The organism is Sphingomonas metalli, assembly GCF_014641735.1.
In the GTDB taxonomy this organism is placed as follows: Bacteria; Pseudomonadota; Alphaproteobacteria; order Sphingomonadales; family Sphingomonadaceae; genus Sphingomonas; species Sphingomonas metalli.
This window is the reverse complement of sequence record NZ_BMIH01000001.1, coordinates 586,054-605,160: the sequence shown is the minus strand read 5'-3', so window position 1 is coordinate 605,160 and position 19,107 is coordinate 586,054. Positions and strand designations below refer to the sequence as shown.

Here is a 19,107-nt window from a genome sequence, read left to right as displayed (position 1 = left end):
TGACACCGCGCCACGAACACGGCCAGCACGACGACGCGCGATGTTTAACCATTAGGAAACATAGATTGTGTCTCTTCCAGCTTTGCGTGGCCGGAATGCATCGATCCCGCACACCACGCTGTCATGACGTTCATCCGCCCGTTCACCCGTGCGCTGCTCCTCGCGGGCGCGGCGCTTGTCGACATCTCCGCCGCCGCCGCCCAGCAGGCGCCCGATGCCCCGGCGGAGCCCGTGCCGGCGGCCGCATCGTCCGGCGACGGATCCGACATCGTGGTCACGGGTTCGCGCATCCAGCGGCCCGACTACGAGGCGCCGAACCCGATCGTCTCCTACGATGCCGCCAATATCCGCCAGTCGGGCAACACCAACGTCACCAACTTCCTGCAGCGCGTGCCCGCGCTGACCAATTCGATCGACAGCACCCGCAGCGCCGGCAACGCGCAGGTCGACGGTGCGGTGGGGCAGGTCGGCCTGAACCTGCTCGACCTGCGCGGACTGGGCGCGAACCGCACGCTCGTGCTGGTCAACGGCCGGCGGCATGTGGCTGGCCAGCCGGACACGGCGGCGGTCGACATCAACTCCATCCCGACCGACCTGATCGAGCGGGTCGACGTGCTGACCGGCGCGGCCTCGGCCATCTACGGCGCGGACGGGGTGTCGGGCGTCGTGAACTTCATCCTGCGCCGCGACTTCGACGGGATCGCAGCACGGGCGCAGGCCGGCATCTCCGAACGGGGCGATGCCGGCAACCGCTTCGCCTCGCTGATCGCCGGGCGCAACTTCGCGGACGGGCGCGCGAACCTGACCCTCGCCTATGAGTATAACGCAGACGACCCGCTCTCGAACGACTCCCGCAGCTATCTGCGCAGCGAGAACCGGGTCAATTTCGTCAACCTCAACAACTACGATCCCAGCCGTCCGGGCAGCTACAAGCAGGGACCGGTGCGCGACATCCGCTATATCGACAGCTCCACCTATGGCTATGTCGACATCGCCGGGGTGCGCTATCGGGGCGACGGCGCGCTCTACAGGCCCGGCGCGCGCCTGGTGAACGACAGCTATTCGCTGGGCGGGGATGACACGCCGGTCGCCGGCTATATCGGCGACATCTTCCCGAAGACCGAGCGGCACGCGCTCAACCTGCTCGGCCGGTTCGAGGCGTCCGACGCGTTCAAGCTGTCGCTGGAGGGCAAGTTCGTCCAGACCGAGGTGACGACGCTGGGCGGCTATGGCGGCAACTATCCGGCGACGATCGCGCTCGACAATCCCTATATCCCGACGACGATCCTGAACGCCGCCCTCGCGGCCGGGCTGACCTCGGTCGACGTCAACCGCAACAATTTCGATATCCCCCGGCGCGGCGAGCAGGATCGCCGGCGCACCTGGCGCGGCGTGATCGATGTGGCCGGGCGGATCACCGACCATGCCAGCTACGACGTCTCCTACACCTATGGCCGCACCGATCTGCGCGCGACCAAGCTCAACGACCGGCTCAACGACCGCTTCCTCGAGGCGCTCGACGCAGTGCGCGACCCCGCGACCGGCCAGATCGTCTGCCGTTCCGCCACCGCGCGCGCGGCAGGCTGCCTGCCGGTCAACACCTTCGGCGCCAACACGGTCGATCCCGCCTCCTTCGGCTATTACCTGTCCAATCCGGTCAGCGACGCGCGGATCGAGCAGCATGTCGTCAATGCCGCGCTGACGGGCGACTTCGGCGCGCTCTTCGAGCTGCCGGGCGGTGCGATCCAATATGCGGTCGGCGGCGAATATCGCCGCGAGAGCAGCCGCTATCGTCCGTCCCAGGCACTGCTCGACAACATCTTCTACCAATATGACGAATACATTATCCCGACCCCCTCGAACGCGTCGTTCGACGTGTGGGAAGCCTTTGGCGAGGTGAATGCGCCGCTGCTGCGCGACAAGCCGTTCGCCCATCTGCTCTCGGTCGGTGCGGCGGGCCGTCTGTCCGACTATTCGACGATCGGACGGACCCGCGCCTATCAGTTCAATGCGCTGTGGGCGCCGGTCGCGGACATCACGCTGCGCGGCTCCTATGGCCGCTCCGTCCGCGCGCCCAACATCGCCGAGATCTTCCGGCCGCGAACCGGCTATAGCGAGTTCTTCACCGACCCCTGCTATCTGGGCAATCGCGACCTCGGCACCCAGTATCGCGCCGCCAATTGCCGGGCGCTGATCACCGCCGCTGGCGGCGACCCGACCACCTTCACCAACGACAACAACCCCTATGCCAATTCCTATGTGCCCGGCGCCCAGCAGGGCAATCCGGCGCTGCGGCCGGAGGTGGCACGCACCTGGACCGCGGGGCTGGTGCTGCGCCCGTCCTTCGTGCCGCGGCTGCAGATCGGGCTCGACTGGTACGACATCCGGCTGCGCGACGCGATCAGCACGGCCAGCGCCACCGACCTCGCCAATCTGTGCGTCGACCAGCCCACGCCCGACAACACCTTCTGCCGCGCGGTCAGCCGCGCGACCGGCAACGGCTATGTCAACGGCTATGTCGTCCAGCCGGAGAATGTCGCCGCCTTCCGCACCGCCGGGCTGGAGGTGAACATCGCCTATCGCGTGCCGACCCGCTCGGCCGGAACCTTCGACCTGCGGCTCGTCGGCGGCTATCTGCACCGGCTGGAGCAGATCCCGACGCCGGGGGCGGAGGTGCAGAACAATGCCGACCGGCCGTTCCGCCCCAAGTACAACCTCGCCTTCTCGCCGAGCTGGACGCTGGCGCCGGTGACGATCAGCTACAATCTGCGCTGGCAGGACGGAGTGCGCCGCTTCCCCCGCGTCTCGACCGACGACACGCCCGGCTTCGTCGACCCGCGCTATTTCCGCTTCAAGGAACTGTGGCAGCACGACGTGCAGGTCCAGGTGCAGGCGACCGAGGCCTTCGCCTTCTACCTGGGCGTGATCAATCTGGGGGACCAGAAGCCGGATATCGGCTTCGACACCAATGTGCCGATCTCGCCGGTCGGCCGCTACATCTATGCGGGCGCGCGGGTTAACCTGCCGCGCCTGTGACGCGAGGGGCGGGCGGGCGAGGCGCCGACAGGCCTCGTGCGCTTGTCATCGCGCTGTCAGCATAAGGTCAGATAGAGTAAAGGAGAAAGGGCGGCGTCCTTCGGGCGTGCCCAGCGGGAGGGATGGCTTTGCCCGGGAAATCGTTGCGGTCCGTTACGGCGTCCTGTCTGGCCCTCCTTGCCACCCTGCCGGTCGCGCTGGTGGTAGCGACGCCCGCACGGGCGGCCTGCAAGGTGTCGCAAATCGCCGAGCTGCCGGTCACGCTGATGGGGCGGCGCGCGATGGTCGAAGCGCGGTTCGGGCCGCATCCGGCGCGCTTCATCGTCGACAGCGGCGCGTTCTATAGCACCGTGTCGCGCGCGTCGGCGGCGGAGTTCGGCCTGTCGAGCGAGCCGCTGCCCGCCTGGTTCCGGTTGCGCGGCATCAACGGCGACAGCGCCGCCTCCGTCGGCCGCGCCAAGGACTTCTCGCTGGCGGGCATCCCGATCCCGCGGGTCGAGTTCATCGTCGGCGGCAGCGATACGGGGACGGCGGGGCTGCTGGGCCAGAATATCCTCGGCCTTGCCGACGTGGAATATGATCTGCCGCACGGCGCGGTGCGTCTGATGCGCAGCGAGGATTGCGCGCGATCGGCACTCGCCTATTGGTCGGCCGGCAAGCCCTATTCCAGCATCGCGCTGGAGCGCGGGGCGGGCGGGCCCTGGAAGCCGCACACGATCGGCACGGTACTGGTCAACGGCGTCAGGATGCGCGCCGTATTCGACTCCGGCGCGGAAACGACGATCATGACGCTGGCGGCGGCGAAGCGCGCGGGCGTCACGCCGGGCAGCGAGGGTGTCGTGCCGGCCGGCTCGTTCGGCGGCCTGGGATCGCGGCAGCTGCCGGTCTGGCTGGCGCCCTTCACCTCGATCGACCTGGGCGGTGAGATCGTGCCCAAGCCCAAGCTGCGCATCGGCGACATCGGCATCGACGGCGACATGCTGATCGGCTTCGATTTCTTCCTGACCCATCGGATCTTCGTGTCGAACACGACCCATCAGCTCTACATGACCTATGAGGGCGGGCCGCTGTTCGGGATCACGCCCAAGGGGGCCCGTTCCGCGACGGGCGAGGCGCTCGACCTGACCGACAAGGCGGCGGAGCCGACCGATGCCGACGGCTTTGCCCGTCGCGGCAGCGCGCGAATGTCGAAACGTCTCTTTGCCGAAGGGCTGGCGGACTTCGACAAGGCGGTGGCGATGGCCCCGGACGAGGGCCGCTACGTGTATCTGCGCGCGATGGCGCGGCTCGCGAACGGCCAGCCGCTGCTGGGCGCGGCCGATCTCGACAAGGCGGCGACGCTGATGCCGCAGGACAGCGAGGTACGGCTCGCCCGCGCGCGGCTGCGGCTGAGCCATCGCGATCCGGAGGGAGCGAAGGAAGACGCCCGCGTCGCCGACCGTACCCTGCCGGCCGCATCGGACAAGCGCCTGCAGCTCGCCGGTCTCTTCGAAAGTCTCGACCAGCCGGACGCGGCGATCACGAATTACGATGCCTGGCTGGAGATGCACCGCGAGGACGACGATCGCGCACGTGCCTATAACGGCCGCTGCTGGGCGCGGGCCTTGCTCAATCGCGAGCTGGAGGCGGCCCTGTCCGACTGCAAGGCGGCGGTGAAGCTGCGGCCGGGCGATGCCTCGTTCCTCGACAGTCGGGCGCTGGTGCTGCTGCGCATGAGCCGGCTGGAGGCGGCGCAGGCCGATTACGACGCGGCGATCCAGGCCAATCCCCGCAACGCCTGGTCGCATTACGGCCGCGCGATCGTCGAGAAGCGGCTGGGCAAGGTCGAGGCTGCCGAGGCGGATCGCAAGGCGGCGCTGGCGATCAACGCGCGCGCGGTGTCCCGCGCCGAACGCTATGGCCTGACCTACTGACTGCGCTTGGCCGCCGGATCGGAACGGAAAGGCCAGTCGACTATGCCCGTCACCCAGAGGGGCCACCAGATCAGTACCGGTTGGAGCGCCAGCCGCGGGACGTGATAGACCAGGCCGAGACCGTGACCGGGCCGGCCGAGGTCGAGCAGCATATGTTGCACGTTGGCGGGCCAGACGCACAGCGCATAGGCGGCAAGGCCCCAGCCGGCCGCCACCCTCAGGCGCGGGCTCCAGGGTTGGGCGATGCCAATGGCGCCTGCGATCTCCGCCAGTCCGGTCAGCATCACCATCGCCGCCGGCGCGGGGACAAGATGCGGAACGATCGCGACGAAGGGCGCGGGCAGCAGCAGGTGAAGCAGACCGGCGGCGGCGTAGAGCGCCGCGAGGATCGGCCGGGAGAGCGACTTGGCGGTCATGACGTACCGCATGGCTTAGCGGCACAGCACTATGCGCGCACTATGCGAAAGTCGGGAATCGATCTCGAATTGCTATGTCGCAGGGGCCTAATCGCGCATCCTTGAAGGCGTCGTCGGGTGACGGAACGCCGCACGAGGACCATCGGGGATGACGGTACGATACGGGATTGTGGCGGCGGCGCTGGCCGTCCTGCCGGGCGGGGCGCTGGCGGAGCCGGAAGAGACGCGGGCCGGCGACGCCGCGCAGCCGCCGGCGGTGACCGTCAGCGGCTCGGTCGCGGTCGCCTCGGACTATCGCTTTCGCGGCGTGTCGCAGACCGACCGGCAGATGGCGGTGCAGGGCGGCATCACCGTCGCGCATGTCGATGGCCCCTATGTCGGCGTCTGGGCCTCGAACCTCGCCGGCTGGGGCACGTTCGGCGGCGCCAATCTGGAGCTGGACCTGATCGGTGGCTATCGCACCGCGATCGGCCGGGGTGCGACGCTCGACGTCGGGCTGACCTGGTACGTCTATCCCGGCGGCGCGGCGAAGACGGACTTCGCGGAGCCCTATGTCAAGCTGACCGGAACGACCGGACCGGCGACGCTGACCGCCGGGGCCGCCTATGCACCCCGGCAGCAGGCGATCGGTAAATGGTACGACGACGGCGCGGCCGCGGCCGCCGGGGTCTACGACCGTCCGGGGGCCAAGGACGACAACCTCTATCTGTGGGGCGACGGCGCGCTGGCGGTGGCGGGGACGCCGGTCACCGCCAAGGCGCATATCGGGCACAGCCGGGGGCAAAACGGGCTGGGACCCAACGCCACCGCGGTGGCGCCGACCGGGCGCTACTGGGACTGGTCGCTGGGCGCGGACATCGCCTACCGCAACCTGACCTTCACCCTCAGCTATGTCGACACCGACATTTCCCGCCGCGAGGCGGCCTATCTCCAGCCGAGCTTCAGCAAGGGGCAGGACGGCATCGGCAGCATCGCCGGCGCGACCGTCCTCGCCTCGCTGACCGCGGCCTTCTGAGCAGGAGGACCGACCGATGCAGGACGCGATCTGGATCGCAGTGATGGCGGGACTGGGGGCGATGACGCTCGCCTATGTCCGCCTGTGCGACAAGGCATGAGGGAGCCGCCGCGATGACCCTCGACCTCTGGCTCGCGGCGCTGACCGCGCTCGGCCTTCTCGTCTATCTGGTGGCGGTGCTGATCCGCCCCGAACGCTTCTGAAGGAGGCGGCACGATGACCTTTCAGGGATGGTTCCTGATCCTCGGCTTCACCGCCGTCCTGCTGGCGCTCGCCAAGCCCATGGGGCTGTGGCTCTTCGCCCTGTACGAGGGGCGGCGTACCCCGCTCCACATCGTGCTGGGGCCGGTCGAGCGCGGCTTCTACGCGCTTGCCGGCATCCGCCCCCACGCGGAGCAGGGGTGGCGGCGCTACGCCGTCCATATGCTGCTGTTCAACGCGGCGCTGATGGTCTTCACCTATGCCGTGCTGCGGCTCCAGGCGGTGCTGCCGCTCAACCCGCAGCGGCTGGGTGCGGTGGGCGAGCATCTGGCGTTCAACACCGCGATCAGCTTCACCGCCAACACGAACTGGCAGAGCTATGCCGGGGAGAGCACCATGTCGAACCTCAGCCAGATGCTGGGCTTGACGATCCACAACTTCCTGTCGGCGTCCACGGGCATCGCGCTCGCCTTCGCGCTGTTCCGCGGCTTCGCCCGGCGCGAGACGAAGACGATCGGCAATTTCTGGGCCGACATGACCCGGATCACGCTCTACCTGCTGCTGCCGCTCTGCATCGCGCTGACGGTCGTCTACATCGCCTGCGGCGTGCCGCAGACGCTGGCGGGATCGGTCGACCTGACCACGCTGGAGGGCGCCCGCCAGACGCTGGCGCTGGGGCCGGTCGCCAGCCAGGAGGCGATCAAGATGCTCGGCACCAATGGCGGCGGGTTCTTCAATGCCAATTCGGCCCATCCGTTCGAGAACCCGTCCGCGCTGACCAACCTGATCCAGATGCTGTCGATCTTCGTGATCGGCGTCGGGCTGACCTGGACCTTCGGCAAGGCGGTCGGCAATCCGCGGCAGGGCTGGGCGATCCTGGCGGCGATGATGATCCTGTTCCTCGCCGGCACCGCGGTCGCCTATGGCGCGGAAGCGGGCGGCAATCCCGTGCTGCATGCGCTCGGCGTCGCGGGCGGCAACATGGAGGGCAAGGAGGTGCGCTTCGGCCTCGCGGCCTCGGCCCTGTTCTCGGTGGTCACCACCGCCGCCTCGTGCGGGGCGGTCAATGCGATGCACGACAGCTTCACCGCGATCGGCGGTCTGATCCCGCTGTTCAACATGCAGCTGGGCGAAGTGGTGATCGGCGGCGTCGGCGCCGGCATCTACGGCTTCCTCCTCTTCGCGATCCTCGCCGTCTTCGTCGCCGGGCTGATGGTCGGGCGGACGCCAGAATATGTCGGCAAGAAGATCGAAAGCCGCGAGGTGAAGCTGGCGGTCCTCGCGATCGCGGTGCTGCCACTGGTGATCCTGGGCTTCACCGCCCTGGCATCGGTGACCGGGGCGGGGCTGGCGGGGCCGCTCAACAAGGGACCGCACGGCTTTTCGGAGATCCTCTACGCCTTCACCTCCGCGGTGGCGAACAACGGCTCGGCCTTTGCCGGGCTGACCGCGGCGACACCCTTCTATGACGGGCTGCTGGGCGTGGCGATGTGGATCGGGCGGTTCTTCGTCATCGTGCCGATGCTCGCGATCGCCGGCAGCCTCGCCGCCAAGGCCCACACGCCCGCCAGCGCCGGCTCCTTCCCGACGACGGGCGGGCTGTGGGTCGGGCTGCTGGTCGGCATCATCCTGATCCTGGGCGGGCTGACCTTCCTGCCGAGCCTCGCGCTCGGTCCCATCGCCGATCATCTCGCGATGATCCGCGGGCAACTGTTCTGACGAGAGGCCATGATGGCACATTCCGCTCCCAAGAGCCTGTTCACGGCCGACCTCGTCGTGCCCGCGATCGGCGCCGCCTTCGTGAAGCTCCACCCCCGTGCGCTGGTCCGCAATCCGGTGATGTTCGTCACCGCCGCCGTCGCCGCGCTGCTGACCCTGTTGCTCGTCGCCGGGCAGGACGGGCTGACCCTCGGCTTCAAGCTGCAACTCGTTTTGTGGCTGTGGCTCACCGTGCTGTTCGGCACCTTCGCCGAGGCGCTGGCGGAGGGGCGCGGCAAGGCGCAGGCCGCCTCGCTGCGCGCGACCAAGGCCGAGCTCGTGGCCAAGCGGCTGAAGGGCGAGGGCGGTCGGTTCGACGAGATCCCGGCCAGCCAGCTCAGGGTTGGCGACGTCGTGCTGGTCGAGACCGGCGACCTGATCCCCTCCGACGGCGACGTCGTGGCGGGCGTCGCCAGCGTCAACGAGGCCGCGATCACGGGCGAGAGCGCGCCGGTGATCCGCGAGGCGGGCGGAGACCGTTCGGCGGTGACCGCGGGCACCCGCGTCATCTCGGACGCGATCCGCGTGAAGGTGACGGCCGAGCCGGGCCAGGGCTTTCTCGACCGGATGATCGCGCTGGTCGAGGGCGCCGAGCGGCAAAAGACGCCCAACGAGGTCGCCCTGACGATCCTGCTCGTCGGGCTGACCATCATCTTCCTGATCGCGGTCGCCACCATCCCCGGCTTTGCGTCCTATGCGGGCGGCAGCATCCCGGTCGCGATCCTCGCGGCGCTGCTCATCACCCTGATCCCGACCACGATCGCGGCGCTCCTGTCGGCGATCGGCATCGCCGGCATGGATCGCCTCGTCCGCTTCAACGTGCTCGCCAAATCGGGGCGCGCGGTGGAGGCGGCGGGGGACGTCGACGTCTTGCTGCTCGACAAGACCGGCACCATCACGATCGGCGACCGTCAGGCCAGCGAGTTCCGCAGCGTCGGCGGCACCAGCGATGCCGAGCTCGCGGAGGCGGCGCTGCTGGCGAGCCTTTCGGACGAGACGCCGGAGGGCCGCTCGATCGTGGTCCTGGCGCGCGAGCATTTCGGCTTGCAGCGGCCCCTGCCGGAGGGCGCCGAGAACATCCCGTTCACCGCCCAGACCCGCGTATCCGGCGTCCGCATCGGCGACATGCTGATCCAGAAGGGAGCGGTCGATTCGATCCTTCGGGCGAATGCCGGCTCGGGCGAGACGGCGGCCGCGACCGAGCTTCGCCGCATCACCGACGAGATCGCGCGCGCCGGCGGCACGCCGCTGGCGGTCGCGAAGGACGGCCGCCTCCTCGGCGCGATCTTCCTGAAGGACGTGGTGAAGGCCGGCATCCGCGAGCGGTTCGGCGAGCTGCGGACGATGGGCATCCGCACGGTGATGATCACGGGCGACAATCCGCTGACCGCGGCCGCGATCGCGGCGGAGGCGGGCGTCGACGACTTCCTCGCGCAGGCGACGCCGGAGGACAAACTGGCGCTTATCCGCAAGGAGCAGACCGGCGGCCGGCTGGTGGCGATGTGCGGGGACGGCACCAACGACGCGCCCGCGCTCGCCCAGGCCGATGTCGGCGTGGCGATGAATACCGGCACGCAGGCCGCGCGCGAGGCGGGCAACATGGTCGATCTCGACAGCGATCCGACCAAGCTGATCGAGGTGGTCGGGCTCGGCAAGCAGTTGCTGATGACCCGCGGCGCGCTGACCACCTTCTCGGTGGCGAACGACGTGGCCAAGTATTTCGCGATCATCCCGGCGATGTTCGTCGCCCTCTACCCGGGTCTCGGCGTCCTCAACGTCATGGGGCTGGCGACGCCGCAATCGGCGATCCTCAGCGCGATCATCTTCAACGCGCTGATCATCCCGCTGCTCGTGCCGCTGGCGCTGCGGGGCGTCGCCTACAAGCCAATGGCGGCGGGGCCGCTGCTGGCGCGCAACCTCGCGGTCTACGGCCTTGGCGGTCTCGTCGCGCCGTTCATCGGGATCAAGCTGATCGACCTCGCCGTGACCGGGATCGGGCTGGCCTGAACAACAGGGTCCCCCGACGCTGCGGGGACAATGGGAGTGTGACATGAACAACGACATCATCACGGCGCTGCGGCCGACGATCGTCATGACGATCCTGTTCGCGATCCTGCTCGGCCTCGTCTATCCCCTCGCCATGACCGGGATCGGACAGACGCTGTTTCCCTCGCAGGCCAATGGCAGCCTGGTCCGCGACCGATCGGGCCGGGCGATCGGTTCGAGCGTGGTCGGGCAAGCCTTCGTCAGCGACCGCTATTTCCGGTCCCGGCCATCGGCGGCGGGGAAGGGCTATGACGGGCTCGCCTCGTCCGGCTCCAATCTGGGACCGACCAGCCGCGCGCTGATCGAGCGCGTGACCATCGACGTGTCGGCTCGCCGTGCGGAAGGGATCTCCGGGCCGCTGCCGGCCGATCTGGTCACCGCCAGCGGATCCGGACTCGATCCGGACCTGTCGCCGGCCGCCGCTCTGGCGCAGGCACCGCGGATCGCGGCGGTGCGCGGTCTGCCGGTCGGCCGGGTCCGCGCGCTGGTCGAAGCCGCGACCGAAGACTCGCTGCTCGGCGAACCGCACGTCAACCTGCTGGCGCTCAATCGCGCGCTGGATGGCCTCGGCCGCTGATGGCGGACGGCCAGCGCCCCGATCCCGATGCCCTGCTCCGCGCCGCGGTGCAGGAGGGGCGCGGCCGGCTGAAGATCTTCCTGGGCGCGGCACCGGGGGTCGGCAAGACCTACGAGATGCTGGCGGAGGGCGCCGCGCGGCGGCGGGACGGCGTCGACGTGGTGGTCGGCGTCGTCGAGACGCATGGCCGGGCGGAGACGGAGGCGCTGGTCCGCGGACACGAGATCATCGCCCGGCGCGCGGTTCGCTATGAGGGGCGCACGCTGCACGAGATGGACCTCGATGCGGTGCTGGCGCGCGCACCGCGGCTGGTGCTCGTCGACGAGCTGGCGCACACCAACGCGCCCGGCAGCCGCCATCCCAAGCGCTTTCAGGATGTCGAGGAGCTGCTGGCTGCGGGGATCGACGTCTACTCCACCGTCAATATCCAGCATGTCGAGAGCCTCAACGACGTGGTGGCGAGCTTCACCCGCATCCGCGTGCGCGAAACGGTGCCGGATGCGGTGCTGGAGGCGGCGGAGATCGAGGTCGTCGACATTCCGCCCGACGAGCTGATCGAGCGGCTCAAGGCCGGCAAGGTATACCTGCCCGACGAGGCGACCCGGGCGCTTGGGCATTTCTTCTCCCGCTCCAACCTGTCGGCGCTGCGCGAGCTGGCGCTGCGCCGCGCCGCGCAGGCGGTCGACGCGCGGATGCTGGAGGATGTCCGCGCCCTCGGCCTGGGCGGCACCTGGGCCGGCGGCGACCGGATCGTCGTGGCGATCAACGAGCTGCCGGGCGCGGACATCCTCGTGCGCGCGGCCAAGCGTGTCGCCGACGGCCTGCGCGGACCCTGGACGGCCCTGTTCATCGAGACGCCGCGCGCCGCGCACTTCACCGACGAGCAGCACGCCCGGGTCGCCGCGACGATGACGCTGGCGACCCAGCTGGGGGCCGCAGTGGCGACCGTCCCCGCACCGACCGTGGTGGAGGGCATACAGTCCTTCCTGGCCGATGCGCGCGCGACACAGCTGGTGCTCGGCAAGTCGCGCCGCTCGCGCTGGTTCGAGCTGCGCCATGGATCGATCGTCGACCGGCTGGTCCGCGATACTCCCGACGTGACCGTCCACGTCCTGCCGGTGCCGGCCGTGAAGGCACCGCGCGGCCAGGCGCCGCGTCGCCCGGCGCGCTGGGGGTCGCCCGCCGGCTATGGCGTCACGACGCTGCTCGTCGCGGCGGTGACCGCGATCGCGAGCGCGCTGTTTCACATCCTCGACCTCGGGAACGTCGCGCTTCTCTACCTGCTGCCGGTGATGGTCGCGGCGAGCCTGTTCGGGCTGCGCACCGGCCTGTTCGCCGGCCTCGCCTCGAGCCTCGTCTACAACTTCTTCTTCCTGCCGCCGGTCGGTACGCTGAGCGTCAGCAATCCCGAAAATGTCGTCTCCATCTTCGTGCTGCTGGGGGTGGCGATCGCGACCAGCCAGCTGACCGCACGGGTGCGGGCGCAGGCCGACCTCGCCGCGGCGAGCGCGCGGACCAATGCCACGCTGGCGGGCTTCCTGCGCCAGATCGCCGGGGTCAACGATGCCGATGCCGCCGCGCGCATGATCTGCGACGACGTGCGCCGCCTGCTGGGCGTGCAGGTCGTGCTGCTCGGCGCGGGCGAGGGGGGCGTGATGCGCACCCTCGCCGCGAGCGACCCCGCCTATCGGCTCGACACGATGGATCATGCGGCCGCCGGCTGGGCCTTCGATACGGGCAGTGCGGCAGGCAAGGGCTCGGGCACGCTGACCGCATCCGAATGGCTATTCCAGCCGCTCAGGGCGGGGGATCGCGTGCTCGCGGTGTTGGGCGTCGCCAGCGAGGCGGCGGGGCAGCCGGTACGCGCCGACCAGCTGCCGCTCCTGTCCAGCCTGGTCGATCAGGCCGCGCTGGTGCTGGAGCGATTGCGGTTGCAGGCGGAGATGCGCGATCTCGACGCGGTGCGGATGCGCGACCGATTGCGGGCGGCGCTGCTGTCGTCGGTCAGCCACGACCTGCGCACGCCGCTGACGGCGGTGATCGCGGCGGCCGCGCAGCTTCGGCACGGTGCGACGCCCGCGCTGATCGGAACGATCGAAAGCGAGGCAGCGCGGCTCAACCGCTTCGTGTCGAACCTGCTCGACATGGCGCGGGTGGAGGCCGGGGCATTGCGCCTCCGGACCGAGGCGATCGACCTCAGCGATGCGGTGACCGGCGCCGCGCACGATGCGCGCCGAGCGCTGGAGGGGCATGATGTCCGGCTCGACGTGCCGCCCGACCTGCCGCTGGTGCGCGCCGATCCGCAATTGTTGCACCATTGCCTGCTCAATCTGCTCGACAATGCCGGCCTCTATGGCGAACCGGGGTCCGAGATCGTGATCGAGGGAGGCCATCGCTACGGCGAGCTCCGCCTCGCCGTGCTTGATCGGGGCAGCGGCCTGCCGCCCGGCCGCGAGGCGGAAGTGTTCGAGACCTTCCGCCGGCTTCAGGGGTCAGACCGCGCGGTGGGCGGGACGGGACTGGGTCTGGCGATCGTCAAGGCCTTTGCCGAGGCGATGGGCCTGTCGGTCGAGGCGGCGAACCGGGCGGGCGGGGGCGGCGCGGCCTTCACGCTCGTCTTCCCGCCCGCGCTGATCGTGCGCGACCTACCTGCCGAGGGGCTGTCCTGATGCCGGCCAAGATCCTGGTGGTCGACGATGACGGCGCGATCCGGCGTCTGCTGCGCAATACGCTGGTCCATGCCGGCTACGCGGTCGCCGAGGCGTGGGACGGCAAGAGCGCGATAAGCGGGGCGGCAGCCGAGCGGCCCGACGCCGTGCTTCTCGACCTGGGCCTGCCGGATCGGGACGGGTTGAGCCTGATCCCGCTGCTGCGCGGCCAAGGCGAGGCAGTGATCCTGGTCGTATCGGCGCGCGAGGCGGTCGAGGAGAAGGTCGCCGCGCTGGATCTGGGCGCGGACGACTTCGTCACCAAGCCCTTCGATACCGAGGAACTGCTGGCGCGCCTGCGGGTCGCGCTGCGGCACCGGAGCGCGTCCGACCCCGCCCCGCGGACCATCCGGCGCGGCGAACTCAGCATCGACACGGAGCAGCGGCGCGTGACGCGGGGCGGGGAGGAGTTGCATCTCACCCGCAAGGAGCACGAGGTGCTGGGGGTGCTCGCCCGCCATATTGGCCGGGTGGTGACACACGAGCGGCTGCTGACGGCCTGCTGGGCGGCGGACGAGGACCCGCGTATCGAATATCTGCGGATCGTCATCCGCAATCTTCGCCAGAAGCTGGAGGCGCCCGGACCGGTCGGCAGCGTGATCGCCAACGAACTCGGCGTGGGATACCGTTTGCGCGCGGAAGGGTAGACTTCATCATCCCGGCATCAGCCGGGAGGCCTCGCGTTAGAGCGCCATGCAGAAGGGGCGCACCAGGCGCCGCCCAACGCACATCGCCCGGAACGACAAGGGCTTGCCCGATCAGGTCCGAAACGACTTCCCGATCGCCCGGAAGAGTCGCGTTGCGCGCGGGCGGCGGCACGGCACAAAGGCGCTGTCGGTCGAAGGCTTTCGGGGGAACGATGTTCGCCAGGCATTGGATCATCGCCGTTGCCCTCGCGGCAGCCGCTCCCTTTGTTTCGCCGGCAGCTGCGCAAGAGCGATCGGCCGTGCTGCGCGGCAAGACGATCCTGCTGCTGCGCCCGACGATCCGGGTCGGCGCGCAATCGACCGGCGGCATGTTCGAGGCGAACGGGACATGGACGGAGGAGGCGCGCCGGAACATCGCGGTTGCGCTGGCGAACGTGCAGGAGAGGCTCGACAATCGCGTGGTCGCCGCGCCCGAGGCCTATGGAGACGCGAACCGGCTCGCCGAGGAATATGGATCGCTTTTCGCGGCCGTCTCCGCGTCGGTCGTCAACTACCAATTCTTCAAGGGCAATCGCCTGCCGACGAAGAAGCGCGACAACAAGGCCGATGTGTTCGACTGGTCGGTTGGGCCCGGCGTCGCCGACCTGCCGGGCGCGCGAGACGCCGACTTCGCGCTCTTCATCTACGACTATGACGCCTACGGCTCGACCGGCCGCAAGCTCTTGCAGGTGGTGGCGATGCTTGGCCCCCGCATCGCGATCTCGTCGGGCGTGCATACCGGCTATGCCGGGCTGGTCGACCTGAAGACCGGCGATCTGCTGTGGTTGAATGCCGATACCCATATGGGCGGCGACGTGCGAACGCCGGACGGCGCAGAGAAGCGCGTGCGCGAACTGCTGCAAGGTTTCCCGGGCAGCAAGCCGGACCCGGATACGGCTCCGGCGCGCTGATGTCGCCGCTGTGGCTATCGTCCGGGCTCTGGGTGGCGGCGGCCATGCTCGCGCCGATCACGGCGGGTGCGGAGACACTGCCGCCGACCTATGCCGAACTCTACAAGCCGCACGGCGTGGACGAGATCGGGATCTGGCAGGATGCCGACGAGGACGAGCGCCGGCTGACCGCGTCCCCGCGCGTCATCCGCGACGAGGCCCTGACGGGCTATGTCAAGGGCGTGCTGTGCGAAACGGTCGGGCCGGAGCGCTGCAAGGCGGCGCGCGTGTACATCGTCCGCACGCCGATCTTCAACGCGAGCATGGCGCCCAACGGCACGGTGCGGGTGTTCTCCGGACTGCTGCTGCGGATGCGTAGCGAAGCCGAGCTGGCCACCGTGCTGGGCCATGAGTTCGGCCATTTCCAAAGCCGCCACAGCGTCAAGCTGTTCAAGGCGGAACGCGGTGCCAGCGATGTGCTGAGCTGGGCGGGCCTGCTGGCGGCCATGTATCCCGGCCGCGATACCCGCAGGATGTTCGGCGACCTGCGCTATTCCGTGCTGGGCCATTATTTTCGCTACGGTCGTGATACCGAGCGGGAGGCGGACCGGATCAGCATCGGCTATCTCAATGCCGGTCGGCTCCGGCCTCAGGTGGCATCCGAAGTCTGGCAGCATGCGATCGCCGAGGGGCTGGCGTCCGCCGCGGCCAAGGGATTGCGCAAGCCACGGTACGACACGATCGCCTTCGCCGACTCGCACCCGCCCAATGCCGAGCGCGCCGCCACGCTGGCGGCCCTCGCGGCGCTCGAAGGAATCGGCCGCGACGACGGCGCGGCACGCTATGCCAGTGCGATGGCGCCCTTCCTGCCACAGTGGCTCGACGATCAGATCAGGCTCAACGATTTCGGCGCCAGCGCCTATGTCATCGAGCATCTGGCCGAGGGCGGCTGGACCGCGCCGCTCTGGCTGGCGCGGGGCGACCTCTATCGCCTGCGCGGCAATCCGCGCGATCTGGTCGCGGCGACCGATTTCTACGCGAAGGCGGTGGCGCTCGACCCGCAATTGGCGGACGCGCAGCGCGGCCTCGGCCTTTCGCTGATCAAGACGGGTCGGCGCGTCGAGGGCCAGGCGGCGCTCGGCCGCTATCTGGCGCTCCGCCCGGACGCCCCCGATGCCGCGACGATCGCCATGCTGGCCAAGGAACCCTGATGATGCGGCGCTTACCCACAAGGCGGCTGTTCGCGGCACTGGCCGTCGCCGCCATCGCGATCTCGCCGGGCCATGCCGGCAACGCGCTTCGCGGCCGGGGCGAGGCGGTCCCGATCGCGGGATCGAACCTCACGATCACGCCCGGTCGCGACTGGAATAGCCTGGGCGTATCGCCCGGCAAGATGGTGGAAGTCTGGACGCTCGACGGCGAAGACCTCAACGCCGTCACCTTCTACGCCGGGATCGAAGCGGAAATGCCGCTGGTCCGGGAGATCAGCAAGAAGCGGCTTCCTCTTCCCAAATTCCGCCGCCAGACCCTGCTCGCCGACATTCCCGAGCTGCTGGAGGGCACCTATCGCGCACGCAGGATGATCGCCACCTTCCATGTGACCGGCGCTACGCCCGAGAGCTTTCTCGGGCACGACGGTATCCGCTTCACCTTCGACTATGTCGAGGAGGACGAACTGCCCCGTCGCGGCGAGGCGCGGGCGACGATCATCGACGGGCGGCTGTACATGGCGACTTTCGCCGGGCCGCGCCTCTACTATTACGATCGGTCGCTGCCGGACTTTCATGCGCTCGTCGAGGCCGCGCGCCTGCGTTAGCCCTTGGTCGGGCGGGGCACACCCTGCGCCGCCGGCAGGGCGGTGATGTCCGACGAGCCCGACCAGATGTTGATCCCGCCATCGGCCGCGGCGCTATCGATCGCGGCCAATTCTTCGGCCGAAAAGTCGAGCGTCCCGACCGCATCCAGCGCATCGTCGAGCTGCTCCACCGTGCGCGCGCCGATCAGCGCCGACGTGACGCGCGGATCGCGCAGGACCCAGGCGATCGCCATCTGGGCCAACGTCTGGCCGCGCCTCTCGGCGATGGCGTTGAGCGTGCGGATCGCCCCGAGATTCTGGTCGGTCAGCAGCGATTGCGACAGCGAACCGCCGCGGGTCGCACGGGTGTCGGCCGGCACCCCGCCCAAATATTTGTTCGTCAGCATGCCCTGCGCCAGGGGAGAGAAGGCGATGCAACCGGTACCCAGATCGTCGAGCACATCGAGCAGGTCGCGCTCGATCCACCGGTTCAGGATCGAATAGCTCGGCTGGTGGATGAAGAGCGGCACCTTTTCCGCCGCCAGGATCGCCGCCGCCTGCCGCGTCAGGCCCGGTTCGTAGGACGAGATGCCGACATAGAGCGCCTTGCCCTGGCGATGCAGCTGGACGAGCGCGCCCATCGTCTCTTCCAGCGGTGTGTCGGGATCGACGCGGTGCGAATAGAAGATGTCGACATAATCGAGCCCCATCCGCGTCAGGCTCTGCTCGCAACTGGCGATCAGGTATTTCCGCGAGGACCCGATCTGGCCATACGGCCCCGGCCACATGTCCCACCCCGCCTTGGTCGAGATGATCAGTTCGTCGCGGTGCGCGGCGAAGTCGGTTGCGAGCACCCGGCCGAAATTCTCTTCCGCCGAACCGTACGGCGGCCCGTAATTGTTCGCGAGATCGAAATGCGTGACGCCGCGGTCGAAGGCGCGGCGCAGAATCGCCCGGCCTGTCTCGAAGACGTCGGTGCCGCCGAAATTCTGCCACAGGCCCAGGCTGATCGCCGGCAGCCGCAGCCCGCTGCGGCCGGTGCGTCGATAGGGCATGCGCCCGTCATAGCGCGCGGGATCGGGCGTGTAGGGAAGGCTGGCGGCCATGGCAGGTCTCCGGGGGTGATCAGGTAGGGCGCTGATATAGCTGGCGATTGCTTGTGTGCGAGAGCCAAACGTCCGGCCGTCTTACAAGCCTGCTCCCCGCCGGACCGACAGCGCGACGGCGGCCCAGTCGATATCGGGTCCCTCCGCCGCGATCAGCGCGCGCAGATGGTCGCGGACGATGCCGAGCACCGGCATGGACGCGCCGAGACGGGTTGCCGCGGCATCCGCCAGCGTCATGTCCTTCAGGCCGAGCGGCGCCGCGAATCCGGCAGGCCGGAACCGGTCTTCGAGGAGGATGTCGCCATAGGTCTGGTAGATGGGCGCGCCGAACAGCGTCCCCGTCAAGACCTCCAGCAGCGTGCCGCGCGGCACGCCGCCTTTCTCGGCCAGTGTCATCGCCTCCGCCATCGCCTCGACCGCGGCCATGATCATGAAATTGCCGCTCAGCTTGACCAGATTGGCGGCCGAGGGCGCCTCGCCGACGCGGAAGCTGCGCTGGCCGATCGCCTCGAAAAGAGGCTCGCACCGGTCGAGCGCGACGCCGCTGCCGGCGGCGACGACGAACAGCTTGCCCGCTTCGGCGGCCGGCGGGCGACCGAAGACGGGGGCGGAGACATAGCGGTCCTCGCCCGCGTCCGCAGCCAGCCGATCGGCGAGCGCGATTCCGATCGTGCTGTGGCCGACATGCAGCGCCGGCGCCCCCGCGATCCCGCCCGCGCCATAGACGACCGCTTCCACCGCCGCGTCGTCGGCCAGCATCGAGAGGACGACCTCGCCCCCCGCCGCGTCGACCGGCCGTTTCGCCAACGTCGCTCCGAGCGAGACGAGATCGTCGGCCTTGCCGGGCGAGCGGTTCCACACCGTCACCTCATGCCCCGCCCTGACGAGGTTCGCCGCCATGCCGCGGCCCATCTGGCCCAGCCCCAGAAATCCGATCTTCATGCCTTGCCTTGCCTGCTC

General features: G+C 69.3%; 15 protein-coding genes. 12 read left to right on the top strand and 3 right to left on the bottom strand.

Annotated elements, in window-relative coordinates; translation table 11 throughout:
• Positions 1-123: 123 nt before the first annotated feature.
• Together IEX18_RS03140 and IEX18_RS03135 are read left to right on the top strand one after the other, a co-directional pair.
• Entirely contained in the window at positions 124-3,036 is a 2,913-nt protein-coding gene (locus IEX18_RS03140) for a TonB-dependent receptor plug domain-containing protein (protein WP_188657179.1), read from the top strand.
• A gap of 143 nt (positions 3,037-3,179) precedes the next feature.
• Positions 3,180-4,949, top strand: a complete 1,770-nt coding sequence (locus IEX18_RS03135) for an aspartyl protease family protein (protein ID WP_229664332.1) — start codon at positions 3,180-3,182, stop codon at positions 4,947-4,949.
• Here IEX18_RS03135 and IEX18_RS03130 read toward each other — a convergent pair.
• On the bottom strand, positions 4,943-5,365 hold the full coding sequence (locus IEX18_RS03130) for a DoxX family protein (RefSeq protein WP_188657177.1): 423 nt from the start codon (positions 5,363-5,365) through the stop codon (positions 4,943-4,945). The genes IEX18_RS03135 and IEX18_RS03130 overlap by 7 nt on opposite strands.
• A gap of 148 nt (positions 5,366-5,513) precedes the next feature.
• Between IEX18_RS03130 and IEX18_RS03125 the strand changes: the two genes are divergently transcribed.
• From IEX18_RS03125 to IEX18_RS03080, 10 genes are all read left to right on the top strand, one after another.
• A complete protein-coding gene (locus IEX18_RS03125; RefSeq protein WP_188657176.1) occupies positions 5,514-6,380 on the top strand; it encodes a TorF family putative porin in 867 nt (288 codons plus the stop codon).
• Between the two features lie 113 nt (positions 6,381-6,493).
• Positions 6,494-6,583 (top strand): K(+)-transporting ATPase subunit F, encoded by a 90-nt coding sequence (kdpF, locus tag IEX18_RS03120; protein ID WP_037531783.1) that lies wholly within the window; start codon positions 6,494-6,496, stop codon positions 6,581-6,583.
• 13 nt (positions 6,584-6,596) lie between these two features.
• Positions 6,597-8,300 carry a potassium-transporting ATPase subunit KdpA gene (gene kdpA, locus IEX18_RS03115; RefSeq protein WP_188657175.1) on the top strand — a complete coding sequence of 568 codons (1,704 nt, stop codon included), beginning with the start codon at positions 6,597-6,599 and terminating at the stop codon, positions 8,298-8,300.
• Between the two features lie 12 nt (positions 8,301-8,312).
• Positions 8,313-10,346, top strand: coding sequence for a potassium-transporting ATPase subunit KdpB (kdpB, locus tag IEX18_RS03110; protein ID WP_188657819.1), 2,034 nt, complete (start codon positions 8,313-8,315; stop codon positions 10,344-10,346).
• A 43-nt stretch (positions 10,347-10,389) separates the two neighbouring features.
• Entirely contained in the window at positions 10,390-10,962 is a 573-nt protein-coding gene (gene kdpC / locus IEX18_RS03105; RefSeq protein ID WP_188657174.1) for a potassium-transporting ATPase subunit KdpC, read from the top strand.
• Complete coding sequence (locus IEX18_RS03100) at positions 10,962-13,631, top strand: DUF4118 domain-containing protein (protein WP_188657173.1); 2,670 nt, start codon at positions 10,962-10,964, stop codon at positions 13,629-13,631. The genes kdpC and IEX18_RS03100 overlap by 1 nt, the downstream gene beginning before the upstream one ends.
• Entirely contained in the window at positions 13,631-14,317 is a 687-nt protein-coding gene (locus IEX18_RS03095; protein ID WP_188657172.1) for a response regulator transcription factor, read from the top strand. The genes IEX18_RS03100 and IEX18_RS03095 overlap by 1 nt, the downstream gene beginning before the upstream one ends.
• Positions 14,318-14,529: 212 nt before the next feature.
• A complete protein-coding gene (locus IEX18_RS03090; protein ID WP_188657171.1) occupies positions 14,530-15,267 on the top strand; it encodes a hypothetical protein in 738 nt (245 codons plus the stop codon).
• Positions 15,267-16,457, top strand: a complete 1,191-nt coding sequence (locus IEX18_RS03085) for a M48 family metallopeptidase (RefSeq protein ID WP_229664331.1) — start codon at positions 15,267-15,269, stop codon at positions 16,455-16,457. The genes IEX18_RS03090 and IEX18_RS03085 overlap by 1 nt, the downstream gene beginning before the upstream one ends.
• On the top strand, positions 16,457-17,062 hold the full coding sequence (locus IEX18_RS03080; protein WP_229664330.1) for a hypothetical protein: 606 nt from the start codon (positions 16,457-16,459) through the stop codon (positions 17,060-17,062). The genes IEX18_RS03085 and IEX18_RS03080 overlap by 1 nt, the downstream gene beginning before the upstream one ends.
• Here the strand turns inward: IEX18_RS03080 and mgrA are convergent.
• The gene (gene mgrA / locus IEX18_RS03075; RefSeq protein ID WP_188657170.1) at positions 17,059-18,147 is read right to left on the bottom strand and encodes an L-glyceraldehyde 3-phosphate reductase; all 1,089 of its coding nucleotides are present in this window, start codon (positions 18,145-18,147) and stop codon (positions 17,059-17,061) included. The genes IEX18_RS03080 and mgrA overlap by 4 nt on opposite strands.
• An 81-nt stretch (positions 18,148-18,228) precedes the next feature.
• Positions 18,229-19,089, bottom strand: coding sequence for an NAD(P)-dependent oxidoreductase (locus IEX18_RS03070; protein ID WP_188657169.1), 861 nt, complete (start codon positions 19,087-19,089; stop codon positions 18,229-18,231).
• Between the last annotated feature and the right edge of the window lie 18 nt (positions 19,090-19,107).

Bases quoted from the DNA above. Each gene is read 5' to 3' on its own strand.
- mgrA (WP_188657170.1), bottom strand. From the start codon at position 18,147: ATGGCCGCCAGCCTTCCCTACACGCCCGATCCCGCGCGCTATGACGGG.
- IEX18_RS03140 (WP_188657179.1), top strand. From the start codon at position 124: ATGACGTTCATCCGCCCGTTCACCCGTGCGCTGCTCCTCGCGGGCGCG.
- IEX18_RS03100 (WP_188657173.1), top strand. From the start codon at position 10,962: ATGGCGGACGGCCAGCGCCCCGATCCCGATGCCCTGCTCCGCGCCGCG.
- IEX18_RS03095 (WP_188657172.1), top strand. From the start codon at position 13,631: ATGCCGGCCAAGATCCTGGTGGTCGACGATGACGGCGCGATCCGGCGT.
- IEX18_RS03090 (WP_188657171.1), top strand. From the start codon at position 14,530: ATGTTCGCCAGGCATTGGATCATCGCCGTTGCCCTCGCGGCAGCCGCT.
- kdpC (WP_188657174.1), top strand. From the start codon at position 10,390: ATGAACAACGACATCATCACGGCGCTGCGGCCGACGATCGTCATGACG.
- kdpF (WP_037531783.1), top strand. From the start codon at position 6,494: ATGACCCTCGACCTCTGGCTCGCGGCGCTGACCGCGCTCGGCCTTCTC.
- kdpA (WP_188657175.1), top strand. From the start codon at position 6,597: ATGACCTTTCAGGGATGGTTCCTGATCCTCGGCTTCACCGCCGTCCTG.
- kdpB (WP_188657819.1), top strand. From the start codon at position 8,313: ATGGCACATTCCGCTCCCAAGAGCCTGTTCACGGCCGACCTCGTCGTG.
- IEX18_RS03085 (WP_229664331.1), top strand. From the start codon at position 15,267: ATGTCGCCGCTGTGGCTATCGTCCGGGCTCTGGGTGGCGGCGGCCATG.
- IEX18_RS03125 (WP_188657176.1), top strand. From the start codon at position 5,514: ATGACGGTACGATACGGGATTGTGGCGGCGGCGCTGGCCGTCCTGCCG.
- IEX18_RS03130 (WP_188657177.1), bottom strand. From the start codon at position 5,365: ATGACCGCCAAGTCGCTCTCCCGGCCGATCCTCGCGGCGCTCTACGCC.
- IEX18_RS03070 (WP_188657169.1), bottom strand. From the start codon at position 19,089: ATGAAGATCGGATTTCTGGGGCTGGGCCAGATGGGCCGCGGCATGGCG.
- IEX18_RS03080 (WP_229664330.1), top strand. From the start codon at position 16,457: ATGATGCGGCGCTTACCCACAAGGCGGCTGTTCGCGGCACTGGCCGTC.